24 protein-coding genes are annotated in these 25,052 nt (G+C 62.6%); 21 read left to right on the top strand and 3 right to left on the bottom strand.

Annotated features, from left to right (window positions below):
* The first annotated feature begins 90 nt into the window (after positions 1 to 90).
* Both ABCN07_RS06600 and ABCN07_RS06595 read left to right on the top strand, forming a co-directional pair.
* A complete protein-coding gene (locus ABCN07_RS06600; RefSeq protein WP_343005928.1) occupies positions 91 to 1,248 on the top strand; it encodes a DUF1385 domain-containing protein in 1,158 nt (385 codons plus the stop codon).
* Positions 1,249 to 1,567: 319 nt separating this feature from the next.
* On the top strand, positions 1,568 to 2,941 hold the full coding sequence (locus ABCN07_RS06595) for a DUF4143 domain-containing protein (RefSeq protein ID WP_343005927.1): 1,374 nt from the start codon (positions 1,568 to 1,570) through the stop codon (positions 2,939 to 2,941).
* 149 nt (positions 2,942 to 3,090) lie between these two features.
* On the opposite strand, the gene ABCN07_RS06590 is transcribed toward ABCN07_RS06595, so the two are convergent.
* Positions 3,091 to 4,254, bottom strand: coding sequence for an Mbeg1-like protein (locus tag ABCN07_RS06590; protein WP_343005926.1), 1,164 nt, complete (start codon positions 4,252 to 4,254; stop codon positions 3,091 to 3,093).
* Positions 4,255 to 4,626: 372 nt separating this feature from the next.
* Here ABCN07_RS06590 and prfA point away from each other — a divergent pair, with 372 nt between their 5' ends.
* Positions 4,627 to 5,694, top strand: a complete 1,068-nt coding sequence (prfA, locus tag ABCN07_RS06585) for a peptide chain release factor 1 (protein WP_293815699.1) — start codon at positions 4,627 to 4,629, stop codon at positions 5,692 to 5,694.
* A 188-nt stretch (positions 5,695 to 5,882) separates the two neighbouring features.
* On the opposite strand, the gene ABCN07_RS06580 is transcribed toward prfA, so the two are convergent.
* Together ABCN07_RS06580 and ABCN07_RS06575 are read right to left on the bottom strand one after the other, a co-directional pair.
* Positions 5,883 to 6,686 (bottom strand): peptidoglycan recognition family protein, encoded by an 804-nt coding sequence (locus tag ABCN07_RS06580; RefSeq protein WP_343005925.1) that lies wholly within the window; start codon positions 6,684 to 6,686, stop codon positions 5,883 to 5,885.
* Between the two features lie 22 nt (positions 6,687 to 6,708).
* Entirely contained in the window at positions 6,709 to 7,668 is a 960-nt protein-coding gene (locus ABCN07_RS06575; protein ID WP_343005924.1) for a YARHG domain-containing protein, read from the bottom strand.
* Between the two features lie 198 nt (positions 7,669 to 7,866).
* Here ABCN07_RS06575 and prmC point away from each other — a divergent pair, with 198 nt between their 5' ends.
* The 18 genes from prmC (at position 7,867) to ABCN07_RS06485 (ending at position 24,748) form a co-directional block, all read left to right on the top strand.
* Positions 7,867 to 9,420, top strand: coding sequence for a peptide chain release factor N(5)-glutamine methyltransferase (prmC, locus tag ABCN07_RS06570; protein WP_343005923.1), 1,554 nt, complete (start codon positions 7,867 to 7,869; stop codon positions 9,418 to 9,420).
* Between the two features lie 193 nt (positions 9,421 to 9,613).
* Entirely contained in the window at positions 9,614 to 11,140 is a 1,527-nt protein-coding gene (gene glpK / locus ABCN07_RS06565) for a glycerol kinase GlpK (protein ID WP_343005954.1), read from the top strand.
* Between the two features lie 242 nt (positions 11,141 to 11,382).
* The gene (rpiB, locus tag ABCN07_RS06560; RefSeq protein ID WP_293815692.1) at positions 11,383 to 11,823 is read left to right on the top strand and encodes a ribose 5-phosphate isomerase B; all 441 of its coding nucleotides are present in this window, start codon (positions 11,383 to 11,385) and stop codon (positions 11,821 to 11,823) included.
* Positions 11,823 to 12,491, top strand: coding sequence for a uracil phosphoribosyltransferase (upp, locus tag ABCN07_RS06555; RefSeq protein WP_343005922.1), 669 nt, complete (start codon positions 11,823 to 11,825; stop codon positions 12,489 to 12,491). The genes rpiB and upp overlap by 1 nt, the downstream gene beginning before the upstream one ends.
* A 2-nt stretch (positions 12,492 to 12,493) precedes the next feature.
* Complete coding sequence (locus ABCN07_RS06550; protein ID WP_343005921.1) at positions 12,494 to 12,784, top strand: hypothetical protein; 291 nt, start codon at positions 12,494 to 12,496, stop codon at positions 12,782 to 12,784.
* 481 nt (positions 12,785 to 13,265) lie between these two features.
* Positions 13,266 to 14,066, top strand: coding sequence for a F0F1 ATP synthase subunit A (atpB, locus tag ABCN07_RS06545; RefSeq protein WP_343005920.1), 801 nt, complete (start codon positions 13,266 to 13,268; stop codon positions 14,064 to 14,066).
* A gap of 190 nt (positions 14,067 to 14,256) precedes the next feature.
* The gene (locus ABCN07_RS06540; protein ID WP_320680197.1) at positions 14,257 to 14,448 is read left to right on the top strand and encodes an ATP synthase F0 subunit C; all 192 of its coding nucleotides are present in this window, start codon (positions 14,257 to 14,259) and stop codon (positions 14,446 to 14,448) included.
* Between the two features lie 37 nt (positions 14,449 to 14,485).
* Positions 14,486 to 15,088, top strand: a complete 603-nt coding sequence (gene atpF, locus ABCN07_RS06535; RefSeq protein WP_343005919.1) for a F0F1 ATP synthase subunit B — start codon at positions 14,486 to 14,488, stop codon at positions 15,086 to 15,088.
* Positions 15,072 to 15,551, top strand: coding sequence for a F0F1 ATP synthase subunit delta (locus tag ABCN07_RS06530; protein ID WP_343005918.1), 480 nt, complete (start codon positions 15,072 to 15,074; stop codon positions 15,549 to 15,551). Before atpF ends, ABCN07_RS06530 begins: the two co-directional genes overlap by 17 nt.
* Positions 15,551 to 17,188 carry a F0F1 ATP synthase subunit alpha gene (gene atpA / locus ABCN07_RS06525; RefSeq protein WP_343005917.1) on the top strand — a complete coding sequence of 546 codons (1,638 nt, stop codon included), beginning with the start codon at positions 15,551 to 15,553 and terminating at the stop codon, positions 17,186 to 17,188. Before ABCN07_RS06530 ends, atpA begins: the two co-directional genes overlap by 1 nt.
* Positions 17,189 to 17,199: 11 nt before the next feature.
* Positions 17,200 to 18,114 (top strand): ATP synthase F1 subunit gamma, encoded by a 915-nt coding sequence (gene atpG / locus ABCN07_RS06520; protein ID WP_343005916.1) that lies wholly within the window; start codon positions 17,200 to 17,202, stop codon positions 18,112 to 18,114.
* The gene (gene atpD, locus ABCN07_RS06515; RefSeq protein ID WP_343005915.1) at positions 18,114 to 19,595 is read left to right on the top strand and encodes a F0F1 ATP synthase subunit beta; all 1,482 of its coding nucleotides are present in this window, start codon (positions 18,114 to 18,116) and stop codon (positions 19,593 to 19,595) included. Before atpG ends, atpD begins: the two co-directional genes overlap by 1 nt.
* Positions 19,596 to 19,606: 11 nt before the next feature.
* Complete coding sequence (gene atpC, locus ABCN07_RS06510) at positions 19,607 to 20,038, top strand: ATP synthase F1 subunit epsilon (protein ID WP_293815988.1); 432 nt, start codon at positions 19,607 to 19,609, stop codon at positions 20,036 to 20,038.
* A gap of 112 nt (positions 20,039 to 20,150) precedes the next feature.
* On the top strand, positions 20,151 to 21,431 hold the full coding sequence (gene murA / locus ABCN07_RS06505) for a UDP-N-acetylglucosamine 1-carboxyvinyltransferase (RefSeq protein ID WP_343005914.1): 1,281 nt from the start codon (positions 20,151 to 20,153) through the stop codon (positions 21,429 to 21,431).
* Positions 21,432 to 21,434: 3 nt separating this feature from the next.
* On the top strand, positions 21,435 to 21,635 hold the full coding sequence (locus ABCN07_RS06500) for a hypothetical protein (protein WP_343005913.1): 201 nt from the start codon (positions 21,435 to 21,437) through the stop codon (positions 21,633 to 21,635).
* Positions 21,636 to 21,706: 71 nt separating this feature from the next.
* Complete coding sequence (locus ABCN07_RS06495; RefSeq protein ID WP_293815995.1) at positions 21,707 to 22,126, top strand: metal-dependent transcriptional regulator; 420 nt, start codon at positions 21,707 to 21,709, stop codon at positions 22,124 to 22,126.
* Positions 22,127 to 22,347: 221 nt separating this feature from the next.
* Entirely contained in the window at positions 22,348 to 23,235 is an 888-nt protein-coding gene (locus tag ABCN07_RS06490; protein ID WP_343005912.1) for a sugar phosphate nucleotidyltransferase, read from the top strand.
* A gap of 103 nt (positions 23,236 to 23,338) precedes the next feature.
* Entirely contained in the window at positions 23,339 to 24,748 is a 1,410-nt protein-coding gene (locus ABCN07_RS06485) for a phosphoglucomutase/phosphomannomutase family protein (RefSeq protein WP_343005911.1), read from the top strand.
* Positions 24,749 to 25,052: the final 304 nt, after the last annotated feature.

Here is a 25,052-nt window from a genome sequence, read left to right as displayed (position 1 = left end):
GGGTCCTCCGGTGCGTATGCTTGCAGACTGTAGTAGCGTACCCCTAACTAACGTTGCCAACCACGCCGAGATGGGCGCGAGGGGAGAACCGTGGCAAAAGACGAGATAATCGCTGAGGAGGGCGAGCTGTTTCGCACGCACATCGGCGGTTCGGCGTTGACCGAGGGCGTGATGATGCGAGGCAAGCTCTCGTGGGCCGTCGCCGTTCGCGAGCCGAGCGGGCACATCTACGTCGAGGAGCATGAGCTGCCGGATCCGGCGGCGCGCCCCGCCTGGCGTCGTTGGCCCCTCGTGCGCGGCTGTGTTTCGTTCGTCGAGTCGATGGCGCTCTCGTTCAAGGCGATGAACCTCGCTGCGGACCACGCCTATGACGCGGAGGGCGAGACCTTCGCGTCGCTTCTTGCCGCCGGGCGCGTCCCCGACGCGGCCGATCCTGCCGCTGCCTCGGGTGCCGCCGACGGCGAGCCCGTCCTCGATTCCGCCTCCGCTGCCGGCAGCGAGTCGGCAGACCCCGCCGCCGGGCCCGACGCCTCCATCGCTGAGTCTTCCACTCCAGATGCCATATCGCCTCTCCTGATGGGCGGCTCCGCTGTGCTGGGCGTCCTTCTCGGCGTGGCGCTCTTCATGGTGGTGCCGGTCTTCGTGGCGAACCTGCTGGTAGGGGACTACACCCCTGACAACGCCATTCGCTGGAACCTCATCGAGGCGTGCCTTCGCATCGCGATCTTCGTGGCCTACATCTGGGCCATTGGCCTCATGCCGGACATGCGCCGCGTCTTCGGCTATCACGGCGCGGAGCACCTCTGCATTCATTGCTTCGAGCACGGCCTGCCGCTCACGCCGGAGAACGCCAGGCGCTTCTCGCGCCTGCACGTCAGGTGCGGCACGGCGTTTCTCATCATGACGATGCTCGTGGCAATCTTCGTGAACACGCTCGTGCCCATGGCACTTTGGGCGGAGGAGCTGGGCATCGCGGGCATGGCGCGCACAGTGCTCGTTGCGGCGAGTCGCATCGTGTTGATCCCCCTTGTCGCCGGCCTTTCGTACGAGGTCACGGTGAAGTGGGCCGGGGCTCACCCTGAGCTGCCAATCGTCCGCGCCGTGCTGTGGCCGGGCCTCCAGATGCAGCGGCTCACCACGCGCGAGCCCGACGACGGCATGCTCGAGTGCGCGATTGCCGCGCTCGAGTGCGTGCGCTCGCGTGAGGAGGCTGCCGGCATAGACGCCGGCGTGCGCCGCGCGGGCTAGACGCAGCGCCGAGCCGCAGGTCCTGCCACTCGCCTGCGCGCGTCGCCGTGTCGCGCCCCTGCTGCTCACTGCGGGCCTTGCCGTCCACTTTCGCGCGCCGCCGGCTTTGCGCGGCATGCCGTTCGCCTTCGCATGCTGTCGCCAGCTCCGCGGCCTGGCAATCCTAGCGGCGTAGCCATCCCTCGCTTGGCTGTGTACACGAAAATCTGCAAAATCGTGTACAAGCTGTACACGAAATTACAGAAAATCGTGTACAGGCTGTACGCGAAATCGCATAAAATCGTGTACATGGTGTTCGCGAGAAAGATGGAACAGGACAATGGCAGGCATGGCATCGCTCCCGCTCAGACGCAAGTTATTTCAGACGATTGAGAACTGGTTCCATGAGGACGTGGAGCATCCTCTTCTTGTGACGGGCGCGAGGCGTACCGGAAAGACCTATCTTCTCGACCGAGCAGGTGCTGAGCTTGCGGGCGACCAGTTTGTTCGCCTCGATTTCCAGACAGACCTTGCGGCGGTCGAGCGTATTTTCGATGGTCCCACGGACGATGTTGATGCCATTGTTCGGCGTCTTGCGGAGTACAAGGGGGTCGACGGCCTTGATCCTTCGCGAGCTCTGCTCTTCTTCGACGAGGTACAGCTTGATGAGCGGGCCCTTAACTCGCTTCGATTCTTCGCGGGCTCGCGCTGGCGGGTTGTTGCGAGCGGCAGCCTCCTTGGCGTGACGACGCGCCAGCGTAAGCTTCCCTTTCCCTCCGGGGTTCGTCAGGCAACGCTTCTTCCTATGGACTTCGAGGAATTTCTCTGGGCGTTAAACGAGGATGCCATGGCCCGTGCGATTCGTGAACACTCGGCCTCATTTGAGCCCTATGTCCTGCATGAACGAGCACTCGATCTTTACCGTCGCTACCTCATGGTTGGCGGCATGCCGCTTCCCGTGCGGCAGTACCGCGACACGGGCTCTCTTGACGCCGCAGCGGAGGAGATTGCGGAGATCGAATCTACCTATACGGCTGATATGACCGATGTGGACAACGGCATCAGTGGCATTTCTGCCAAAAGGATCTGGGATAGCTTGCCCAAGCAGCTACTTCGCGCGTCTACCAAGAAGTTTAAGTACTCGGAAGTTGTGCGCGGCGGCAGGCGCGCGCGTCTTCTTGAGCCCCTCGAGTGGCTTGCGGCGGCGGGCGTCGTGTCCATCAATGATCTTACGCGCGACGCGCGAGCGCCGCTTGCGCCTTATAACGATGAAGAGGGCAGTTTCTTCAAGGTTTACGTGGCGGATACGGGCGTCATGTTTAACAAATTCGGGATTTCTCCCAGCCTCTTTCTCAATCCCGAGCTTCAGGCGTCGCTCTCCTCAGACTTCAGGGGTGCGTTGGCGGAGAACTACGTGATGCAGGCCCTTAAGGCGGCTGGTCTCAAGACCTTCTATTGGATGCCCGAGGATAATGGCCAACGGGGGGAAATCGACTTTGTTTATCAAACGAAGAGGGCTGAGGTCATTCCCGTCGAGGTCAAGTCTGCCCGCAACGTGAGCGCTAAGACCTTCTCACGCTTTATGAGGGAGAGCCACGCGCCGTTCGGAGTACGTCTTTCTGAGAACGAGTTTGGTCGTATGGAGCTTGAGAACGGCGCCGAACTCAGAAGCCTGCCGCTTTACGCTGCCTTCTGCATGGATGCGTGGAACTAGGGAGTCTCAGCTCGAGTCGAAAAAGCTGGTGCTGAATTTGACGAATGCGATCCGCACCCCTCCGTGTGGCGCTAAGTCGCGGGCCCTGCCACTCGCCTGCGCGCGTCGCCACCTGCTTGGTTTCGCGTCGTGTCAGCGAAGCCGCTGGCCTAGTGCTTCGAGCTGAAGAGGTTCGCGATGACGCCGGCCGCGCTGGTGCCGGCGTCGGCGATGCCCTTCGAGATGGCCTCGCCCACAAGCAGGCCGACGACCTCCGTCACGGCGTCGCGCACGTCTGTGTCGATCGCGGAGTAGGCGCGCGCCACGCGCAGGTACGACGCCGGCGCGTCCTCGGAGAGCTCGCCCATCGTCTTGCCGCCCGCCTCGAGCGCGTCGAAGAAGCAGTTCGTGAACCTGCGGCGGAAGTCCATGTCGTGATCCTTGATGGCGTTCGAGAAGATCTCGCCAAAGCGAAGCGCCCGCGCGTCGATTGCGTCGCGGCGTTCGAAGCGATTGCCCTTGACCTGCCAGTTCATGCCGCTGTGCTGCATGACGCCCGAGGTCGCCGAGGCGACGACCTCGTATGGGTACGGCTGGCTCATGATCTGGCCCACGACGCAGAACTCGGGCACATAGCGGTGCACCTTGGGCGCGATCGCTTCGAGCTTGGCCCCGTTCACGGTGCTCTCGTCAAAGCCAGGGCCGTCGTGCACCCAGACATCCGCGACGCGACGCTGCGTGCGCCAGCCAGACATCGCCACGGCATAAACGGCCAGGTTCGCGCCCTTGGAGTGGCCGCCCACGCGGAGGGTGCCGCGAGTCGACTTGCGTGTCGCCTCGAGGTATTCGAGCGCGCGCGTCTGGGCACCTACCACGGTGTAGGTCATGGCGAAGTCCTCGCGCCATCCGGCGAACGTGTCATCCGTGCCGCGGAAGGCGACGTACGTGCTGCCGTCTCCCAGCTTCACGCTAATGGCGGCGAACTGCTCGCCAACCGCGTCATCCAGGTGCTCCGCATAGTGGAAGAGACGCGCGTTGGCGAAGCGCTCGCTTGCCGCCATGGCCTCGAGGACGAGGGGCGTGAGGGGAGAGACGAGGCCGCCGGGGGCGCCGTCATCCTCCACGTGGAGGGCAGCGAAGCGCTTGGCGGCCTGGCGAACGGTGATTCCATGCCCCTCCTCGTCCACGACGTCAGAGAGGTCAAGATACGAGAGCTGGCACAGAATAAGGCTGTCGACCTCGTTGAACGGATCGATATCAAAGGTGAGGTCTCCTCGCCAGGAGAGGTAGTCGAGGATGTTGCCCATGCGCCGCCCTTCGTTCTTGTCTGCCATGCACCCATGATGCCCAGAATCGCGGACGTCCTTGCGGGGGATGCCTCGCGTCTGCGCCACGCCTTCACAACTGCCGTGCCGCGCTGAGCCGCCCGTGTCACCGCGCGCCCGCGTCTGCGCCGCGCCACCGGCGTTGCCGCGCGACCGCGTCTGCGCCGCGCCTTCACAACCTGGGGTTCAGCGGTGCACGCCGCGCCCGTCTCGGGGTATGATACGTGGGCTTATTCGAAAGGGGATCCATGTATCTGAGGCGCGACAAACTCTAGCTACCTTGCCATGATGCCGACGGCGAAGCCGCCGCGGCCCCTCACCCCTGTCGATTTTGCGACCGCGTGGGCCTCGCCCCGGCCGCCAACCACCCAAGGAGTTCACATGCGTGACAAGCTTGAGAAGCTGATTCTGGCTTATCAGGAGCTCGAGAAGAAGCTCTCCGACCCGTCGGTCGTCTCCGATCAGAAGGAGTACGCGCGCCTCGCCAAGGAGCACGCCAGCCAGGCTGACCTCGTGGCCGCCGCCCGCGAGTATCTCGGCGCCCTCGATGACATCGAGGCTGCCAAGGAGATGCTGCGCGACACCTCCGACGCGGACGAGAAGGAGATGCTCCAGGAGGATATCTCCGCCAACGAGGAGAAGCTTCCCCAGCTCGAGGAAGACATCAAGTTCATGCTCATCCCCGGAGACCCGAACGACGAGAAGGATACCATCGTCGAGATTCGCGCCGGCGTGGGCGGTGACGAGGCGGGCATCTTCGCCGGCGACCTCTTCAAGATGTACGAGCGCTTCATTGCCAGCAAGGGCTGGAAGACCGAGATTCTCTCCAGCAGCCCGTCCGATTCCGGCGGCTTCAAGACCATCGAGTTCAAGGTCACGGGCGACAAGGTCTACTCCGTCATGAAGTACGAGAGTGGCGTCCACCGCGTCCAGCGCATCCCGAAGACCGAGAGCCAGGGTCGCATCCAGACCTCGACGGCCACTGTCGCGGTTCTCCCCGAGGCCGATGAGATCGACATCCAGATCGACCCCACCGAGCTCCGCATCGACACCTATTGCGCCTCCGGCCCTGGTGGTCAGTGCGTCAACACCACCTACTCCGCCGTGCGCATCACGCACCTTCCCACCAACACCGTGGTGCAGTCGCAGGACCAGCGCTCTCAGATCCAGAACCGCGAGGTCTGCATGCAGATGCTGCGCGCCCGCCTGTACGAGCAGGAGCTCGAGAAGCAGCAGGCCGAGCTCGGCGCCGAACGTCAGAGCCAGATTGGCCACGGCAACCGTTCCGAGAAGATCCGCACCTACAACCAGCCGCAGGATCGCGTGACCGATCACCGTATCGGCTTCAACAGCACCTACAACGCGGTGCTGCTTGGCGACGGTCTCTCCTCCGTGATCGAGGCGCTCGCCGCCGCGGATCGCGCGGAGAAGCTCGCCCAGCAGGTGTAGGGGGCGGGGCCATCGAGCCTACGAATTAAACGAGAAGGCCGGCAGGGGGAGTGCTCTTGCCGGCCTTTTTGCTTGCGCCTTCTTGCGCCTGCTCGCAGCGACTGCGCCGCGTGCGTATCGTGCAAGTCGCGTGGCGTCGCGTCCGCGTTCCCCCGCCCGTGCGTGGCCTCGCCACGGCGCTCGGCGCCCTACGCGTGCGTGCGGTGGTCCTGGTAGTTGGCGAGATACGTCGCGAACTCCGGTGAGGTGTCAGAGTTGCCCGTGCGCCAGGCCTTATGGTCGATGATGGCACTAGGCTCGCTCTGGCCCTCCTCTGCGAAATAGGCGTCGATGTAGGCGATAAGGCTGTCGAGTGCGTCGAGCTGCTCGGCGGGGTAGTCGCCCTCGCCGCCCACGTGTACCATCTCGATGCCCACGGAGTACGAGTTCATGCCGTAGTCCGGGCAGGCAGATCCAATCGAGGTGGTTCCGCGCTTATCGTCGCGACTCTCGTCCTCCACGCCATAAAGCTCGTTGTGGCCGGCGTCGCCAAAGCCGGCGTGATGCGCGATGCGGTCGATCCCCACGCACTGGGCGATGTGGCCGTCCTTGCCCACCACATACTGGGCGGCGACGAGATTGCCGTTGCCTGCCCAGTAGCTGATGATGTCCTCGGGCGCCCCGTCGCCCTCGGTGTCGTGGAGCACGATGTACTTCTGGTACTCGACGGGCTTGGGGCCGTGGTCAAGCTCCTCATGCATGACCTGGTTGATGTCGAGGAGGGCGAGGAGCTCCTCTGCCGTTGCCTCCGGGCTTTTGGCCTGGGACTTCTCGAGCGCTTCGCTCTCCGTCGTGGCGGGAGAGTGCGGAGATGCCAGGGGTTCGACCTCGCGGGGGCGACTGACCCTGAGCGCCGCGAGCCCGCCGATACCTGCGACTGCCACTCCCGCGACTGCGATGATTGCCGTGCGCCTGTTGACGGTGGGCGTGCCGCCCGGCGCGCCCTCTCTCATGTGACGTGGACTCATGGTTGGCTTACAGGTTGCTGGAGCCGCGGGCCTGCTCGATGGCCTTGATGGCATCAGCGTTCTGCTGCTCGGTCGCGCTCAGGGTCACGGTTGAGTCGAACGTGTCGGGATCAATGGGGTTTCTCGTGTACCAAGGCTTGCTGTTGAAGTAGCTCTGGAGCTCCGGGTTGCGGAAGCCGCGGCCGTGGCGCGCGAAGATTTCGTTGCGCGCATACCAGAGCTCGTCCGTGCTGAGCTGCTCGAGCTCTGCCGTCGAGTAGACGCGCGTCTGGACGTCCGGGAGGATATAGTCGCCGCTCGCGGGCGTTACGGATTGCGTGGTCGCGGCGTCGGTGGCGGCTGGCTGGGTTGCCGGGGCTGTCTTGGCGGGCTGGCTTTGCGCGGGCTGGCTCTCTGCGGCGACGCTTGTCGCCGGGGCCTCGTGCTTGGGTGCGATGACGCCCAGCGGGTCAAGGACGATGAAGACCACTGCCGCCGCGGCGACGAGGACGATGGCGGCGATGATGGCGGCAAGCGTTCCGTGGCTCATCCCCTTCTGCGGCGTCTGGCCGACGGAGCTCTGACCGTAGTCATATGCGGGTTGCTGAGGAACGCTTTGGTAGGCGGGCTGCGCCGGAGCCTGATACGTCTGCTGTACACCGGCCCCGTATGCCTGCTGCGTGCCGCCCTGGTTGAAGTGCGGGTAGGCCACCGTGGGCTGCGACGCCATCTGCGCGGGCTCCTCGGCGCCGCACTCGGGGAAGAGGGGCTCCGTGATGGGCTCTGGGCTGACCGGCGTGGTGAGGCCCTGGTCGAGATGGGTCGTAGGTTGTGCGCTCATCGGCGCGGGCTGCGTGTTCGCAGGCGCGACGACGGTCTGCGAGGGACCTGCTTCCTGCCGGGGAACCGGGGCGACAACGGGCTGTCCACAGCTGGTGCAGAAACGGGAACCTTCGGGCAGCGTGGCTCCGCAGTGGGTGCAAAACATGGGCTCTCCTCGCATCGTGGTCTAGCTATGTGCAGTCTAGCGCTCGAGACGGGGCGCGTCCGCTTTCAGCTCATTGGCAAATGGAGTGCGTTGCTTGTCAGATTTCGAGGCCGCGCCCTCCTTGCGGTTAGTATTGATGCGACAAGCTCCGCGCGGTGCGGCAACATGCCGGCCGAGCGTCACGAATCGGGAGGACCCATGCCCCAAGAGAACGTCTGGACCATCAAGCGCTGCCTCGAGTGGACCCGTGATTACCTCGCGTCCAAGGGGGATGACCACGCTCGCCTCTCCGCGGAGTGGTTGCTTAGTGCCGCGACGGGCAAGGACCGCACGGGTCTCTACATGTCCTATGACGAGCCGCTCGATCCCGCCGAGCTCAACCTCATGCATGGGTTCGTCGCCCGCCGCGCCAAGGGAGAGCCGCTCCAGTACATCTCTGGCAAGACAAGCTTCCGCTTCATCGAGGTCGCCTGCGCGCCCGGTGTCCTCATCCCCCGCCCGGAGACCGAGCTTCTGGTCGACGCCGCCCTCGAGGGCATTGACGCCGCGGCTGCGGCACCCGAGCTCCGCGTGCTCGAGGTTGGTTGCGGAACGGGGTGCGTGAGCTGTGCCATCGCAAGCGAACGCCCGGGCACTCGCGTCACCGCGACGGATATTTCGCCCGTCGCCGCCGGCCTTGCACGCAAGAACCGCGACGCCCTTGGCCTTACGGATACGGTTGACATCGTGGAGTGCGACCTTGCCACCGGCGTGTCCGAGGGGCTCATGGGCACGTTCGCCGTCCTCGTCTCGAATCCTCCCTACATTCCGGACGAGGTGATGCGCCAACTTCCTTCTGAGGTTGCGGATTTCGAGCCCGAGCTCGCGCTTGCCGGCGGCGTGGATGGCCTCGACATTTACCGCCGCTTGCTTGACCTCGCGCCTCGCGCCCTCATGCCGGGCGGCATGTTTGCCGTCGAGCTTCACGAGGAGTGCCTCGATGCGGCGGCGGATCTCGCGCGTGCCCAGGGCGGCTGGAAGAGTGTCGAGGTTCGCCATGACCTTACGGGCCGCCCCCGTTTCCTCGTCGCTCTTCGCGTGGGGGAGCTTCCCATGGCTGAGCCCGAACACCTTCCGGAGGGCCGCATCGAGCCATGCGACCAGAGCGATCCTTCGCCCGAGGTAATTGAGGATGCCGCCTCCGTACTTCGCGCCGGCGGGGTCGTCGTCATGCCGACGGACTCTGTTTATGGCATCGGTGCCGCCGCGATACCCGGCAACCCCGGCCATCGCCGCATCTTCGACATCAAGCGCCGCGATCTTGCGCAGACGCTCCCGCTGCTCGTGGCAGACCCAGAGGAGCTTGATCGCCTCGCGGTGGATGTTCCGTCGTGGGCGCGTCATCTGGCGGAGCGTCTCTGGCCCGGTGCCCTTACGCTCGTGGTCCGCGCGAGTGGAGCGGTGCCGCCCGAGTTTTGCCGTGAGGATGGCACGGTGGCCTTGCGCGTGCCCGACTCGCCCCTCGTTCGTGCGCTTGCCCGCGAGGTGGGTCCGCTTGCCGTTACGAGCGCTAACACGCATGGTATGCCGGCGCCGGCGGCTTCGGATGATATCGAGAGACGTATCGCTGAGGCGGCGGACCTCACGCTTGCGGCCGGTCCCACGCCCGCGGGCGAGGCGTCGACCATCGTCGACGTGACCTCCGCCGAACCCCGCATCGTGCGCCAGGGTGCCATCCCGGCGGATGTCATCGAGGCCCTCGCCCAGGCGTAGCGCCGCCCGTCGCTCCCATCGAGCTTGCCGGAATTACCGCTCACCAAAAAGTGAGGGCCTTCCGTGCGGGTCTACGGCCCTCCCGCCGACGCGTCCGGGCGCGCGCGGGAACACTCCCATACGCTGTGGAAGGTGACAATAAGCGGCCAGAGGCGGTTAGGAGACGGACATGGCAACCATCATGGACAGCGTTATGAGCTCGGCCGTGAGCCCTGCGGGGCTGGGCGGAACGCCGGCTTCCGATGGCTGCATCATGGCGCTCGACGCCGGCACGACGAGCGTTCGCGCAATCCTCTTTGACGAGTTTGGCCACCGCATAGCTGTGGCGCAGCGGTCGCTCACCATGAAGTACCCGCATCCTGGCTGGGTGGAGCAGGATCCGGTTGAGATTCTCTCCGCGCAGGTCGCCTGTATGATCGAGGTGCAGTTCAAGAGTGGAATCCACTCGAATCGCATCAACGCCATCGGCATCACAAACCAGCGCGAGACCGTTATCGTGTGGGATCGCCAGACCGGCCAGCCCATCTATGACGCCGTCGTGTGGCAGTGCCGCCGCACCGCACCGCTCGTTGAGAGGGTCGTCGCGGAGGGCCACGGCGAGCTCATCCGTGAGCGCACCGGTCTCGTGCCAGACGCGTACTTCTCCGCGACGAAGATCGCCTGGATCCTCGATAACGTCGACGGCGCCCGCGAGATGGCGGAGGCCGGTCAGCTTATGTGCGGCACGGTCGACACGTGGCTCGTCTACAACCTCACCCGTGGCAAGGTCCACGCGACGGACTTCACGAACGCAAGCCGCACGATGCTCTTCGACATCCACAAGCTCGACTGGGATGACGAGCTCTGCGAGATCTTCGGCGTGCCGCGCTCCATGCTGCCGGAGGCGCGCCCCTCGTCTGGCGACTTCGGCGAGGTCAGCGCTGATATCATGACGCATCATCCGCGCATCCTCGGTGTCGCGGGAGACCAGCAGGCGTCGCTCTTCGGCCACTGCTGTTTTAAGCCTGGCAGCGTCAAGAACACGTACGGCACGGGCTGCTTCATGCTCATGAATCTCGGTGGCGATGCCGTGACCTCCAAGAACGGCCTTGTCACGACGGTCGGCATCGCCGAGGGAGGGGCCATCGATTACGCGCTTGAGGGCTCGGTGTTTCAAGCTGGCTCCGTCATCCAATGGCTGCGCGACGGCCTGGGCCTCATCGATAGCGCGGAGGAGACGGCGAGCCTTGCGTCTTCCGTGCCGGACACGGATGGCTGCTACGTAGTCCCGGCATTCACGGGCCTTGGCGCGCCCTGGTGGAGGTCCGACGCTCGCGGCGTCATAGCGGGCATCACGCGCGGCACGGACAAGGCGCGCCTCGTGCGCGCGGCGTGCGAGTCCATGGCCTATCAGACCTACGACATCCTCAAGGCCATGGAGGCGGATTCCGGTCATGCCCTGACCTCGCTCGAGGTCGACGGGGGAGCGGCAAACAACCCCTTCATCATGCAGTTCCAGGCAAATCTTCTCGGCATTGACGTGGTGCGTGGCCAGACGTCTGAGAGCACCGCCCTCGGCGCCGCGTTCCTCGCGGGCCTTGCGTCGGGCTTCTGGGCCGACAGGGACGAGCTCGCGGGTCTTTTCGAGGATGAGACGCGCTTCTCTCCCGAGATGGCGGAGGAGCGCCGCGAGGAGCTCCTCGCCGGTTGGCACGAGGCCGTGCGTCGCACCCTGGCGTAGTCGTTGTGGCTGGCGCGCGCGAGGGCCGGTCTGCGCCACGCCGCGCGGAGAGTCCTGGCTTGCCGGGTGTCCGTGCCGCTCGTCGTCGCGCCCGCCTTCTCGCGCCCTGCTAATCCGCGTCTTGCGTAATCCGTGCCGCCTGCTCCCAATTCCCCGCAGCGTGGTACGCTTCTGCGAGTATGAGCGCGCATCGCGCGAGGGGCGCTCCCGACAGGGCGCGCCAAGGATAAAAGGAGATTCACATGCGCATTGTCGTTGCATCCGATCACGCCGGTTTCTGCCAGAAGGACGTCATCTGCGACTTCGTCCGCGGCCTTGGTCACGAGGTCGAGGACCTTGGCCCCGAGACCGCCGACCGCGTCGACTACCCTGACTTCGCCGACAAGGTCGCTCGTCGCGTCTCCGAGGGCACCGCTGACCGCGGCATCCTCATCTGCGGCACCGGCATCGGCATGGCCATGACCGCCGACAAGGTTCCCGGCGTGCGCGCCACCGTCGTCCAGACCAACAAGTTCGCCGAGCTCTGCCGCGAGCACAATGACTGCAACGTTCTGTGCCTCTCCGGCCGCTTCACCGCCCCGATGGACAACTGCCAGTTCGTCGAGACCTTCCTGACCACCGAGTTCGGTGGTGGCCGCCACGAGGGCCGCGTCGCCAAGATCATGGCCGAGGACGAGCGCTAATGGCACAGCTCGACGCGATCGGGCTCACGCCAGAGCAGCGCGCCCGCGTGACCGTTGTTGACCACCCGATGGTCCAGCACAAGGTCGCGATCCTGCGTGATGAGTCCACGGGCACCAAGCAGTTCCGTGATCTCGTTCGCGAACTGGCGATGTTCGAGGGCTATGAGGCCACGCGCGACTTCCCGCTCGAGCCGGTGGAGGTCGCTACGCCGCTCGAGACTTGCACATGCCACAAGATCGCCGGCAAGAAGGTCGCCATCGTGCCCATCCTCCGTGCCGGCCTTGGCATGGTTGATGGCATCCTCGACCTTGTTCCCGCCGCTCGCGTGGGTCACATCGGCATGTACCGCGACCCAGAGACCCATGAGCCGCACGAGTACTACTGCAAGCTTCCCGAGGACGTCGATAAGCGCACCTGTCTCGTTGTGGACCCGATGCTCGCGACCGGTGGCTCCGCCATCGCCGCGATCGACTACCTGAGACGTTCGGGCGTCTCAGACGTCCGCCTGCTCGTGCTCGTGGCGGCTCCGGAGGGCGTTCGTGCGGTGCTCGAGGCGGATTCTAGCGTCCGTCTCTATACGTGCGCGCTTGACCGCGAGCTGAATGACCACGCGTATATTCTGCCGGGTCTCGGCGATGCGGGCGACCGCATCTTTGGCACGCTGTAGCCATGACGACGAGTGCCTTCACAGCCGGTGTCGTCATGGGGCTTCTCGGCGTGCTGCCTCTTGTCATTCCGCTGGTGCGTATGGCCAGGCGGGGAACGGGGCCGTCGAATGGAAACATCGCTGCCCAATGCCTGATTGGCGTGATGGCGTCTTTTGCGATTCTCACGCTCGGCATAGGCGCGGCGAGCCGTCTCTGGCCCGATTCCCTGGTGGGCTGCTCGTCTATCGCCGTCGCGGAGTTGCTCGTCATTTCGACGGTGTGCGTGCTTAAGACGAGGCGTTTCTTGCCTTAGGTTCCCGGACGTGGGTAATTCCCCATGAGTCCTAGAGTGCGGTTAGTTCCCCCTAGGTCCCTCAGAGACGCGGGTAAAACGTTTTTTGTCAAATACGGCCCCCTCGAGCATCTGGCTCGAGGGGGCCGTTCCTATAGCAGAATTCAAATGATCATGTAGGCGAGAACATTTGCTCAAATTGGTCCGATATTAGCGTAGATGTACTTTACAAATTATCGGATATCCCCTGATAAAAGAGGTGCAAAAAAGTTGCGCCACTCTAATCTGGAAGTGCTACCATGCCGATTCGACAAAAAGAAAAAGGCCGGACGGCCCATTCTTTCGGCAAGCGGCAATCTGCAACATTGAGGAGAAATGTCGTGACAAGTCGTGTTATAAAGCCACTAGGGGGCATAATCACTAAAACCTGTGCGGAGCAAACCTCCGGGCGGAATCGTGGTCTTTGGCTGCGATTCCTCCGGGGCTAGCGAAAGGATGATGCATGTCTCCACTTGATGCGCTTCCTGAGGAGATTGACGAGCTCCTCGATGGATTTATGTCGCATTCCGTTTTCGGCAACATGACAGTGGGCCTGACGACCTACACCTTCTGGCTGATCGTCGCCCTTGCACTGCTGCTTGTCGTCCTCTTTGTCTTCAAGAAGAAGCAGGCTGAGAGCCTCGTGCCGCAGGGCACCTTCGTGAATGGCGTCGAGTTCGTTGTTCAGTACATTCGCGATGATGTCGTGAAGGGCATTTGCGGTGAAACGTGGAAGAAGCACTTCCCGTTCCTCTGCACCATGTTCTTCTTCATTCTTGCCAACTCGATCGTCGGCATGATTCCTGGCTGCCACCCCGGCACGGGCACCATCGGCGTAACGGCTGCTATCGCGGTTTGCTCGTTCGTTTACTTCGTGGTCCTTGGCTGCAAGCGTATGGGTGTCCTTGGCTACATCAAGAGCCTCTCGCCCAAGGGCGTTCCGTGCCCGATCAACCTTCTTGTTGCCTGCATCGAGTGCTTCTCGAACTTCCTGCGCCCAATCACGCTTGCCATTCGTCTGTTCTGCAACATGTTTGCGGGCCACATCGTCATGGGCGTGTTCGCCATTCTCGCGTCTCTGTTCGTTGAGCCGCTTCTGAACGGCTTCTCGGTCGTTGCCCTTGGCAATGCCGGCGCGTCGATCTTCTGGGTTCTGCTCCTTATTGGCATCTATGTCGTGGAGATTCTGGTCGGTGTCATCCAGGCCTACGTCTTCACCCTTCTCTCCGCCGTTTACATTCAGCAGGTCGAGCAGGAGCACTAATAGCTTGCCTGCCATGTGCTAATGGCGCCGCCGGCTGTGCCGGCAAATCCCAACCAACGCCGGCATGACCGGCACCCAATCAAAGCCGATTCATCGGTAAATCTGGTACCTGGCAGGTAAAAACCTGCTTCGTATGAATTAGCTCACGAGATCGTCCGCAAAGGAGCGGGCGACAAACAAAGGAGGAATCGTGGGAACCATCGGTTACGGTCTCTGTGTTATTGGCGCCGCTTTTGGCATCGGCCTTACGGCCTTCGGAGCTACCCGTGCTATTGCTCGCCAGCCTGAAGCTGAGGGTCGTCTCTTCACGATCTTCATTCTGGGTTCCGCGTTCATCGAGGCCCTCGCCCTTATCGGCTTCGTCGTTACGCTGATTTCCTAATCAGCCGACGCCGAGTACGCTAAGTGGAGGCAAGAGTATGAACAGCAACACCAAGAGGCGCGGGCTCGTCGGCGTAATCACCGCTCTCGCCGTTCTTATCCCGACGCCCGCTTTCGCGGAGGCGCCGAGTGGTCCGGAGATTCTGCTTCCCAAGATGGCGGAGTTCATTCCTGCCCTTATCGCTTTTCTCATTATCTGGGTCGTCGCGGCTAAGTTCGTTTGGCCGTCCGTCCTGGGCATGATGGATCAGCGTCAGCAGAAGATCCAGGGCGACCTTGATGCCGCCGCAGCCGAGAAGGCCAGTGCTGTCAAGGAGCACCAGGAGTATCAGGCTCAGATCGCTAACGCCCAGAACGAGGCTGATGAGATCATCGCCGAGGCCAAGGCTCAGGCCGAGGCTGAGCGTGCCCGCATTCTCGCCAAGGCTCAGGAAGAGGCCGCGGCTACGGTTGCCAAGGCTCGCGACGCCGTTAGCTCTGAGCGCCGCAAGGCCATGGCTGAGCTCTCTGATTCCGTCATTGATCTCTCGGTTGAGATTGCCGGAAAGATCATCGGCAACAGCCTCAGCGACAGCGATCAGCGCAAGCTGGCCGAGAAGTATCTCGTGGAAGTGGGCGGCGGACATGACAGCGACGCCTAACGATAACGCGAGGTCCGAGAAGTCTGAGAAGTACGCTCGCGCCCTCATCGAAGCCGCACGTCAGGAGGGAAGGGCCAACAAGGACCTCGTCCAGTGGAAGCACGCGATGAAGTTCTCCTTCGAGGTCCTCGAGACCCTCTCTGCGATGCGCAACGAGGACGACCTCGATCTTGTCAGCGACGTTGAGCGTGCCTATAACGAGCTTCTCGAGTCCGAGGATGAGACCGTCTCCGTCACGGTGACGACCGCCGTCCCCCTGGACGATGATCTTCGCGCCAAGGTTCGTGCGAAGGCCGAGAAGGAGCTCGATGCTCCGATTTACCTGGTCGAGCGCGTTGATCCGTCCATCATTGGCGGCATCATTCTTGAGGCTCACGGCAAGCGCTTTGATGCTTCTGTCAAGGCCCAGCTCGCCAACATTCGCAAGACGCTTACCTCGACCTCTATTGGAAGTGATGATTAATGGCAGACCAGATCAGCTCCGAGGTGATTCTGCGCACGTTGCGCGAAAACCTTGCGCAGATCAACGCCGCGGTTGACGAGCAGGAGGCGTCTGTCGTTACCGAGGTGGGCGACGGTATCGCTCACGTCGCGGGTCTCAAGTCCGCGATGGCTGGCGAGCTTCTCCAGTTCACGAGCTCCGTCTCCGGCAAGTCCGTCTACGGTCTTGCTCAGAACCTCGACAAGGAAGAGGTCGGCGCCGTTCTCTTTGGTGAGGTTGACGCCATCAAGGAGGGCGACGAGGTCCGCACTACGGGTCGCGTCATGGATATCCCCGTTGGTCACGCAATGCTCGGCCGAGTCGTTAACCCGCTTGGCCAGCCCATTGACGGCAAGGGTCCCATCAGCACGACGCACCGTCGTCCGATCGAGTTCAAGGCTCCTGGCATCATGGAGCGTCAGCCGGTGTGCGAGCCGGTTCAGACCGGCCTCCTCGCTGTCGACGCCATGGTTCCTATCGGACGTGGCCAGCGAGAGCTCATCATCGGCGACCGTAAGACGGGTAAGACCGCCATCGCGATCGACGCCATCATCAACCAGGCTGACACTGGCATGATCTGCGTCTATGTCGCCATTGGTCAGAAGGCGTCCACCGTTGCCGCCATTAAGGGCACGCTCGAGGCTCACGGCGTTCTCAACAAGACGATCATCGTTGCTGCTACCGCTGCGGATTCCGCCCCGATGCAGTACATCGCGCCTATGGCCGGTGCCGCTATCGGTGAGTACTTCATGTACAACGACGCCAATGGTAACCCCGCTGACGCCGAGCACCCCGGCGGACACGCCCTCGTCATCTACGATGACCTCTCCAAGCAGGCCGTCGCCTATCGTCAGATGTCGCTTACGCTGCACCGTCCGCCCGGACGCGAGGCTTACCCGGGTGACATCTTCTACCTGCACTCTCGTCTTCTCGAGCGCGCTTGTAAGCTTTCTGACGCAAACGGCGCCGGTTCGCTCACGGCTCTCCCGATTATTGAGACGCAGGAGGGCGACGTTTCCGCCTACATCCCGACGAACGTGATTTCGATCACCGACGGTCAGATTTACCTGCAGTCCAACCTGTTCTTCCAGGGCCAGCGCCCGGCTGTTGACGTGGGCATTTCCGTGTCCCGAGTTGGCGGCGCCGCGCAGATCAAGGCCATGAAGCAGGTCGCCGGTACCCTCCGTCTGGACCTTGCCAGCTACGCTGAGAAGCAGGCGTTCGCCCAGTTCGGCTCTGACCTCGACGCCTCGACGCGCTATCAGCTTTCGCACGGCGCTCGCATGACCGAGCTCCTCAAGCAGAAGCGTTACTCCGCTCTCGACGTCGCTGACCAGATCATCGTTCTGTTCGCGGGCAAGGAGGGCTTCCTGGACGATCTCGACGTCGACCAGATCTGCCCCTTCCGTGATGGTCTCGCTACCTATATGCAGGAGCGCCACCAGGCGGTCCGCAACGAGGTTCGCACGAGCAAGATTTCGGACAATACGTCCGAGCGCCTCAAGGAGCACATCGCCAGCTTCAAGAAGAAGTTCCTGCTCCAGCACCCCACCAAGGAGATGCTCGCGGCTAGGGAGCTCGAGGCGCAGTCCGCTGACACCAACCAGAAGAAGGCGTAGGGCACCAGCTCATGTCGAATCTTCGTGAAATTCAGAGGCGCATCTCCTCGGTCAAGGCGACCATGCAGATCACGCGCACGATGGAGATGGTTTCCACGGCGAAGATCCGCAAGGCACTCGATCGCGCCGAGGAGGCTGAGCCGTACAAGGACGCGATCAGTCGTATGCTGGCCGCTGTCGTGGGCGCTGGCGTCAAGGGTGAGCAGCCGCTGCTCGAGAGGCATGGTACGGAGAAGAACGTTCTCTTCATTGTCATCGCGTCCGATCGTGGACTTGCCGGCGGCTTCAATATCCAGCCCGAGCGCGAGGTTCTTCGTAAGATGGACCGACTCAAGGCGAAGGGTGTCACGAGCCAGCTGATCACGAGTGGCCGTAAGCCGACCGACTTCTTCGCGCATCGCGGAGTGGATCCGGTGATTAGTTTCGTCGGTACCTCCTCCGAGCCCACGATGGACCAGGCAGATCAGATTGCCACGTACGTCATGGATGCCTATGCAAAGGGCACCATCGATCGCGTGGAGCTGAACTACTGGCACGCGAAGAACCGCTTCGAGCAGGTGCTTGTTAGCGAGCAGCTGCTCCCGATCGACCCGGATGTGTTCAAGTTGCCCAATGAGCCGCGCAACCGCGAGGCTCTGACGACGGTCGAGCACGACTATCGCACCGAGTTCGACTTTGACCCGTCCGCATCCGAGGTTCTCGGCTACCTTATCCCGGCCTATGTCCGCACCGTGATCTTTCATGCAATGCTTGATTCGGCTGCGGCAGAGCACGGCGCGCGCCGTCGCGCGATGCACTCCGCGACGGAGAATGCGGAAGAGGTCGTCAATGACCTCAGCCGTACGTACAACCGTGTGAGGCAGGGCTCCATCACCACTGAGCTCAACGAGATCATCGGCGGCGCGGCCGCATTGGAGGACAAGTAATGTCAGAAACCACTGAGAAGAGGTCGGTGCTCGAGGAGGCGGCCCTCGATATCAAGCACCGTAGTGTCGGAGACGGCACCATAATCAGCATCGTGGGCTCCATCGTCGACGTTAAGTTCGACGATGCCGTCCCCGCGATCTACAACGCCCTTACCGTCAAGGGCGAGACCCCGATCGGCGCCATCAACCTCACGCTTGAGGTCGAGAGCCTGCTCCCGGGTAACGTCGTTCGCTGCGTCGCCATGGCCTCCACCGATGGCCTTCAGCGCGGTCTCCGTGTCCATGACACGGGTGCCCCGATGATGATGCCCGTCGGCCCTCAGACCCTTGGCCGCGTCTGGAACGTCGCTGGTAAGCCTGTTGATGGCATGCCCATGCCGGAAAACATGCAGCTTTACCCGATTCACCGTCCCGCTCCGCAGTTCGAGGACATCACCACCCAGACCGAGATCTTCGAGACCGGCATCAAGGCCATCGACCTTCTCGAGCCCTATGTCCGTGGTGGTAAGACCGGTCTGTTCGGCGGCGCAGGCGTCGGCAAGACGGTTCTGATTCAGGAGCTCATCAACAACCTCGCCCAGGAGCACGGTGGCACCTCGGTGTTCACCGGCGTTGGCGAGCGCACCCGTGAGGGCACTGACCTGTACCTTGAGATGAGCGAGTCTGGCGTTATCAGCAAGACCTGCCTTGTCTACGGTCAGATGAACGAGCCGCCTGGAGCACGTCTGCGTGTCGGCCTCGCTGGCCTCACCACGGCTGAGTACTTCCGCGACCAGGGCCAGGACGTCCTTCTGTTCATCGACAACATCTTCCGCTTCTCCCAGGCAGGCTCTGAGGTCTCCGCACTTCTCGGCCGTATGCCGTCCGCCGTTGGTTACCAGCCCACGCTGGCCACGGAGATGGGCGACCTGCAGGAGCGAATCACGTCGACCAAGGAAGGCTCGATCACCTCGGTCCAGGCCGTCTACGTCCCCGCCGACGACCTTACCGACCCGGCTCCTGCCACGACGTTCACGCACCTTGACGCCACGACGGTTCTGTCGCGTAACATCGCCTCGCTCGGCATCTACCCGGCAGTCGACCCGCTGGCGAGCTCGTCTGACGCCCTCGATCCCAGTGTCGTCGGCGACGAGCACTATCGCGTGGCCACCGCCGTTCAGGAGACCCTGCAGGAGTACACCGACCTTCAGGACATCATCGCGATTCTTGGTATGGACGAGCTCTCTGAGGAGCAGCGCCTGGTCGTTGACCGTGCGCGTAAGATCCAGCAGTTCCTCTCGCAGTCCTTCCACGTCGCCGAGAAGTTCACGGGCAACCCGGGCGTGTACTGCCACATCGAGGACACCGTTCGCTCCTTCGCCGCTATCGTTGACGGCGAGTGCGACGACATCCCCGAGCAGGCCTTCCGTTACGCCAGCACCATCGATGACGTGCGCGATCGCGCCGCCAAGATGGCTGCTGCCGAGAACGCGGCTGAGTAGGGGCGGATCTGATGGGCTACCTAACCTGCAAGTTTGTGAGGCCTGACAAGCAGATCTTCGAGGGTAAGGTTGCCTCGGTTGTGCTCGCAACGTACACGGGCGAGCTCGGCATCCTCCCCGGCCACGCTTCAGAGATTTGCGCTCTGGGCAACGGCGTGGTTCGCATGAACCTTCTGCCGGAGGATGGCGGCGGCGTGCGTCGTGTCGTGGTTTCTGGTGGTTATGCCGAGGTGCACAAGAACACCGTCGTCGTTATCGCCGATCACGCTCGTCGCGAGGATGACATCGAGCCGAATGTCGTTCTGGCCACTCGTAAGGCTGCCGAAGAGTCGAGGGACGCCCTCCCTGAGGACGACCACCAGCGCGCCTACTACGAGAATAAGATTGCTTGGTGCAATCAGCTTCTCGCCCAGGCAGAGAAGGCTGGCAAGCTTAAGCATTAGCCAATTGGCATCCTTGAGGCTTGACTCGATTACAATTAGGCAATGGATGTAACCCGATGGGCGTCCGCGTGCGGGCGCCCATCTTGTCATGGAAGGCCAACGGAGGAGGAACATGGACGTCATCAAGGTTGAGGGTGGGCATCCCATTACCGGTGAGGTCAGGGTCGAGGGCGCTAAGAACTCGGCGCTCAAGCTCATGGCGGCGACCATCATGGCTCCGGGCGTGAACACGCTCACGAATGTCCCCAACATCTCCGATGTCCATGTCATGGGTAAGGTCCTCAAGCGTCTTGGCGCCAAGATAGACGTTCTGGATGAGCACACGCTCGTCATCGATACCACGAACGTGGACAAGTGGGAGGCGCCTTACGAGCTCGTCGTCAAGATGCGTGCCTCGACGGCCGTTATGGGTCCGCTCCTGGCTCGTTTTGGCAAGGCCGTTATCGCCATGCCCGGCGGATGCAACCTCGGTGCTCGCAAGATCGATATGCATATCCTTGGCCTTGAGGCGCTTGGCGTGCACTTCGAGACGACCCACGGCAACATGCATGCCAGTGCGCCCCATGGCATCGTTGGCGCCAACGTCACCCTTGAATTCGCGAGTGTTGGCGCAACGGAGAACCTGATCATGGCCTCCGTCCACGCGAGCGGCACCACGATTATCGATAACGCTGCTCGTGAGCCTGAGATTGTCGATCTTGCCAACATGCTTAACGAGATGGGCGCGAAGATCACCGGCGCGGGTACCCCCGTCATTCAGATCGAGGGCGTCGCTGCGCTCCATCCCGTCACGCATGCCGTCGTGGGCGATCGTATCGAGGCCGGTACCTTCATTGCCGCTGCAGGTATGACCGGCGGCCCCATTCACGTTACCGGCTTCAAGCCCGAGCACCTCGGTCTTGTTCTCAAGAAGTACGAAGCCATGGGCATGCGCATCGAGCGCGAGGAGGATGGCGTCGTCGCCTCCGCGGATTCACGCCTTAAGGCCGTGGACATCCAGACGCTGCCGTTCCCTGGCTTCCCAACGGATATGCAGGCTCAGACCATGGCCATGCTCGCTCTTTCGGATGGTCAGTGCGTTATCACCGAGAATATCTTCGAGAATCGCTTCATGTTTGCCGGCGAGATTGCCCGCATGGGAGCTGATATCCGCGTAGAGGGCCATCATGCCATCGTTCGTGGTGTCGAGGGCCTTTCCGGAGCCCAGGTTGAGTCCCCCGATTTGCGCGGCGGAGCGGCGCTTGTGCTCGCCGGCCTTGTGGCGGAGGGGGAGACCACGGTTTCTGCCATCCATCACATCGAGCGCGGCTATGAGCACTTCGTAGACAAGCTTGGCGCGCTCGGCGCGAAGGTGTGGCGCGATACGGTTCCTGACGTCGAGATCGAGGACTAACGCATGCCCGCGCACTCTGAATGGGATCCGGGCAAGACTGGCTTCTACGACTTCGATCGCACGACTTCGGGGTCCTCTTACCACGAGCGCATGGTTCGCCGCACGTCCAGGAGGCGCGCGATCATCGTGGTGGCGGTTGCGCTTGGGGTGGTTCTTGCCGTCATATGCGGCATCGTTGTCGCTGGTGGATCCTCGGTAAAATAATCTGTATGCATAGTAAGCCGTGCGTTCTTCCGTGGCTTACAGGGGGCGTTTCAAAAGCTGGAGGTATTGGCATGAGGGCTAAGAATGAGGGGCATGAGCTTTCGAACGCCGGTGAGGACTATCTCGAGGCAATCTATTGCGTTCTACTCGAGCATCCTGGCGACAATGCCGTTCGCTCGGTAGACGTTTCGGAGCGACTTGACGTCTCGAAGGCGAGCGTGAACAAGGCGCTCTCCGCTCTAAAGGAAGGCGGTTTCGTCGAGCAGACTCGCTATGGCCGTGTCGAGCTGACGGAAGAAGGCCGCGAGTATGCCGCGCGCGTTTGGCGTCGTCACCGCATGCTTAGGAGCTTCCTAAATCACGAGCTGGGCGTGGAGGAGGACGTTGCGGACGAAGAGGCGTGCCTCATGGAGCACGCCCTGTCCGAGGACACGACTCGGCGTCTCATGGATTATCTAGAGCGTCAGGGCGTTGCCATCGATAGCGAATAGGCTGCTGTCTGGCGGCTGTGTGAGGCCGGCGTGTGCGGACGCCCAAATTAGAACCGTATGAGCGGGATGCGTTCACGTCTGCCGAACGCACCCCGCTCTTTGTATGAAGACCGCCCAACCGCAGCACGGCGGCGGTACCATCCCACACACCAGATCATGGACCGTTGCGCGCGTGGTGTCGGTCCCACGCGTGTGGGTTGCGCGTCGGAGAATGGAGCATCGTGAAGGCAATCATCCCTGCCGCTGGTTTTGGCACTCGCTTTCTTCCTGCCACCAAGGCGGTTCCCAAGGAGCTCCTGCCCGTTCAGGGCCTGCCCGTGATTCAACATGTCGTTGAGGAGGCCCTTGCGGTTGAAGGGGTTGACGGCGTTGTCATCGTCAACTCTCACGATAAACCTGCCATTGAAGAGCACTTTGCCAAGAATGAAGAGCTAGAAGAGCTCCTGCGCTCGCGCGACAAGGAAGACCTTGCGGCGGGTGTCGAGCGCGCCGCTTCGCTGCCCGTATCTTTCGTCTATCAGGATGAGCCACTGGGTCTCGGTCACGCGGTGTTGCAGGCTGCGCCCGCCATGGACGACGATCCTTTCCTGATTCTTCTTGGCGACTATTTCGTGCCCGATCACGAGATGTGTCGTCGCATGAAGGAGGTCTCTGATGCCCATGACGGCGCCTCGGTCATCGCGGTGGGCGTCGTTCCGGCTGACGAGGTCTCGCGTTACGGCATTATCGGGGGGAAGTGCGTTTCCGGCGGTGACCCCGAGGCCCCGGGTGCCGTCTGGCTGGTGGGTAATATGGTCGAGAAGCCTGCTCCCGAGGACGCTCCCAGCCATCTCTTCATCGTGGGTCGCTACCTGCTTTCTCCCCGCGTAATGGAGCTTCTTGCGACGCAGGGCCCCGGTGCCGGTGGCGAGGTTCAGCTCACTGACGCCATGCTCCGCCTTCTCGACGAGGAGGAGATGTACGCCATCGTGGTCGATGTCGACGAAGGCCGTGACACGGGGACCCCGGCTGCCTGGGCTGGTGTTGCCGCTCGTGCCGCGCTTGAGGATCCCTCGACTCGTGCGGAGTTCCTCGAGGCCCTTGGCGCAGCGGCGGATCTCATCCGCTAGCTGTCCAGGCCTTTGTGCCGCACGCGTATCGATGCGACCCCGCGCGGCTTTGCGCCCGTGGGGTCGCTTACTGTCCTGCCGTCATCTTGGAGGATATACGGCTATGAACGTCATTAACTTCACTGGCGATGCGTGGGAAGCGCGCGTTGGTGACGGAGATCCATACGAGGACGCGCTGCGCATCGCGGACGCTGTTGGCGAACTCGCCCATGAGCTGAATCCCGATGCTCGCGTCTACGTTGGCTTTGATTCACGGTCTTTGTCTCGTTCGCTTGCGCCCGAAATGGCTGAGGTTGTCGCCGGACACGGTATTACGTGCTATGTCTCAGACGCCTGCTGTCCCTCGTGTGTGCTCGCCGAGGCTGTAAGGCTGGACTCCAAGGCCATTGGCGGAATCATGCTTACGGCGGGGAATAAGCCTGCGGACTACTTTGGGATTCGCGTCTGCATGGCAGACGGGTCGCCCGCCACGTCCGGCGACACGGATGTTCTCGAGAGCCATGTCGTGCCAGAGCTACCCTCTGCGCGAGGCGAAGCCGAGCCTGTTGACCTTATGACGCGCTATCTTGAGCGTACTTCGGGCTTTATCGACGGTGATGCCATTGCCGTGCAGGCCCCTCTCGTCGTGTGTGACCCGATGTACGGTTCTATGTGCGGACATGCCGCCCGTCTTCTGGGCTCGCTCGGTGCGCGTGTCATCGAGATTCATGCGGATGACGAGGAGGACTTCGGTGGCCTTCATCCGGACGCAGCGGAACCGTGGATTGACGAGTGCGAACAGGTGGTTGGCGATCGGGGCGCCGCGTGGGGCGTTGCGATTGATGGTGCGGGTGAGCGCATCGCGCTCATTGACGAGCGCGGACGATATGTCACTCCCCATAAAATGCTTGCTCTCATAATGGGCTACCTCGTGCGAGAGCGCGGGATTACGGGGCGCATGGTAGTCCCGATTTTCGTCTCATCTGTCGTGCGAAGGCAGGCGGCGCGTCTCGGTCTTCAATTGACGGTCACCCCGGCCGGCTATATGTGGATGCGCGAGGAGATGCTCGCCGGCAACGTCGTGTGTGCGGGTGATGCCCTGGGCGGGGTCGGGATACCCGCACTTGGACTCGAGCGCGACGCTCTTGCTGCGGCTGCCGTTCTGGCAGATTGCATTGCCCGCGATGGCAGGCCGCTCTCCGTGATTTCTGATGCTCTCGATGAGGAGCTCGGGCGAATGTACTACGGACGCCGCGAGGTTCGCATGGGCGCAGGAGCCATCCAGATGCTGAGAAACTACCTCCCCGGACTGAATCCAGCGGAAATGGCGGGGATGAAGGCCGTTTCCGTTTCGCACTCCGCGGGAAGTCTTCGAGTGGAGCTCGAAGGCGACGCATGGGTGCTCGTTCGGCCGAGCGCTTCTTCGCCCACCGCGCTTGTGTGCGCAGAGGCGCCTACCAAAGCCGATCGTGACGCTCTCTTAGACGCTGGGGCGGCGCTAGCGCTTGAGCCGCTTGAGTTAGGCAAGGAGTAAAGCTCCCGTAGTAAGTAGGGTGGCGAAAGAATCTGCGAGAAGCGGGGCATCGGATGTACCGATGTCCCGCTTCTCTATCCGCGCTATGTAGTGGCGAGAGGAGAGAGAGTTGCTGAGCCTCATGCCAATAAGGTGAGAAACGGCTCGCTATCGCATCGCTATCAGGGAAAACAAGGCGGCAAACCGGATTCGTGACGCTCCGCTTCTAAAACCCAATCCTCCCGAGTTGTGTGCGTCCCGTGGAGACGCCCCCGCCCCCTTGCGGGCGGCCCCGGGGGCGCGTATATTTCATCCCTGCGCTGCG

This window comes from Collinsella sp. 1033st1_E11_1033SCRN_220408 (genome assembly GCF_039062465.1).
Classification (GTDB): domain Bacteria; phylum Actinomycetota; class Coriobacteriia; order Coriobacteriales; family Atopobiaceae; genus Parolsenella.
The sequence above is the reverse complement of the archived record's forward strand: the minus strand, read 5'-3'. Positions and strand labels throughout refer to the sequence as shown.

Coding starts and splice junctions, on each gene's coding strand:
- ABCN07_RS06595 (WP_343005927.1), top strand. CDS start 1,568: ATGGCAGGCATGGCATCGCTCCCGCTCAGACGCAAGTTATTTCAGACG.
- ABCN07_RS06590 (WP_343005926.1), bottom strand. CDS start 4,254: ATGGCAGACAAGAACGAAGGGCGGCGCATGGGCAACATCCTCGACTAC.
- prfA (WP_293815699.1), top strand. CDS start 4,627: ATGCGTGACAAGCTTGAGAAGCTGATTCTGGCTTATCAGGAGCTCGAG.
- ABCN07_RS06580 (WP_343005925.1), bottom strand. CDS start 6,686: ATGAGAGAGGGCGCGCCGGGCGGCACGCCCACCGTCAACAGGCGCACG.
- ABCN07_RS06575 (WP_343005924.1), bottom strand. CDS start 7,668: ATGTTTTGCACCCACTGCGGAGCCACGCTGCCCGAAGGTTCCCGTTTC.
- prmC (WP_343005923.1), top strand. CDS start 7,867: ATGCCCCAAGAGAACGTCTGGACCATCAAGCGCTGCCTCGAGTGGACC.
- glpK (WP_343005954.1), top strand. CDS start 9,614: ATGAGCTCGGCCGTGAGCCCTGCGGGGCTGGGCGGAACGCCGGCTTCC.
- rpiB (WP_293815692.1), top strand. CDS start 11,383: ATGCGCATTGTCGTTGCATCCGATCACGCCGGTTTCTGCCAGAAGGAC.
- upp (WP_343005922.1), top strand. CDS start 11,823: ATGGCACAGCTCGACGCGATCGGGCTCACGCCAGAGCAGCGCGCCCGC.
- ABCN07_RS06550 (WP_343005921.1), top strand. CDS start 12,494: ATGACGACGAGTGCCTTCACAGCCGGTGTCGTCATGGGGCTTCTCGGC.
- atpB (WP_343005920.1), top strand. CDS start 13,266: ATGTCTCCACTTGATGCGCTTCCTGAGGAGATTGACGAGCTCCTCGAT.
- atpF (WP_343005919.1), top strand. CDS start 14,486: ATGAACAGCAACACCAAGAGGCGCGGGCTCGTCGGCGTAATCACCGCT.
- ABCN07_RS06530 (WP_343005918.1), top strand. CDS start 15,072: ATGACAGCGACGCCTAACGATAACGCGAGGTCCGAGAAGTCTGAGAAG.
- atpA (WP_343005917.1), top strand. CDS start 15,551: ATGGCAGACCAGATCAGCTCCGAGGTGATTCTGCGCACGTTGCGCGAA.
- atpG (WP_343005916.1), top strand. CDS start 17,200: ATGTCGAATCTTCGTGAAATTCAGAGGCGCATCTCCTCGGTCAAGGCG.
- atpD (WP_343005915.1), top strand. CDS start 18,114: ATGTCAGAAACCACTGAGAAGAGGTCGGTGCTCGAGGAGGCGGCCCTC.
- atpC (WP_293815988.1), top strand. CDS start 19,607: ATGGGCTACCTAACCTGCAAGTTTGTGAGGCCTGACAAGCAGATCTTC.
- murA (WP_343005914.1), top strand. CDS start 20,151: ATGGACGTCATCAAGGTTGAGGGTGGGCATCCCATTACCGGTGAGGTC.
- ABCN07_RS06500 (WP_343005913.1), top strand. CDS start 21,435: ATGCCCGCGCACTCTGAATGGGATCCGGGCAAGACTGGCTTCTACGAC.
- ABCN07_RS06495 (WP_293815995.1), top strand. CDS start 21,707: ATGAGGGCTAAGAATGAGGGGCATGAGCTTTCGAACGCCGGTGAGGAC.
- ABCN07_RS06485 (WP_343005911.1), top strand. CDS start 23,339: ATGAACGTCATTAACTTCACTGGCGATGCGTGGGAAGCGCGCGTTGGT.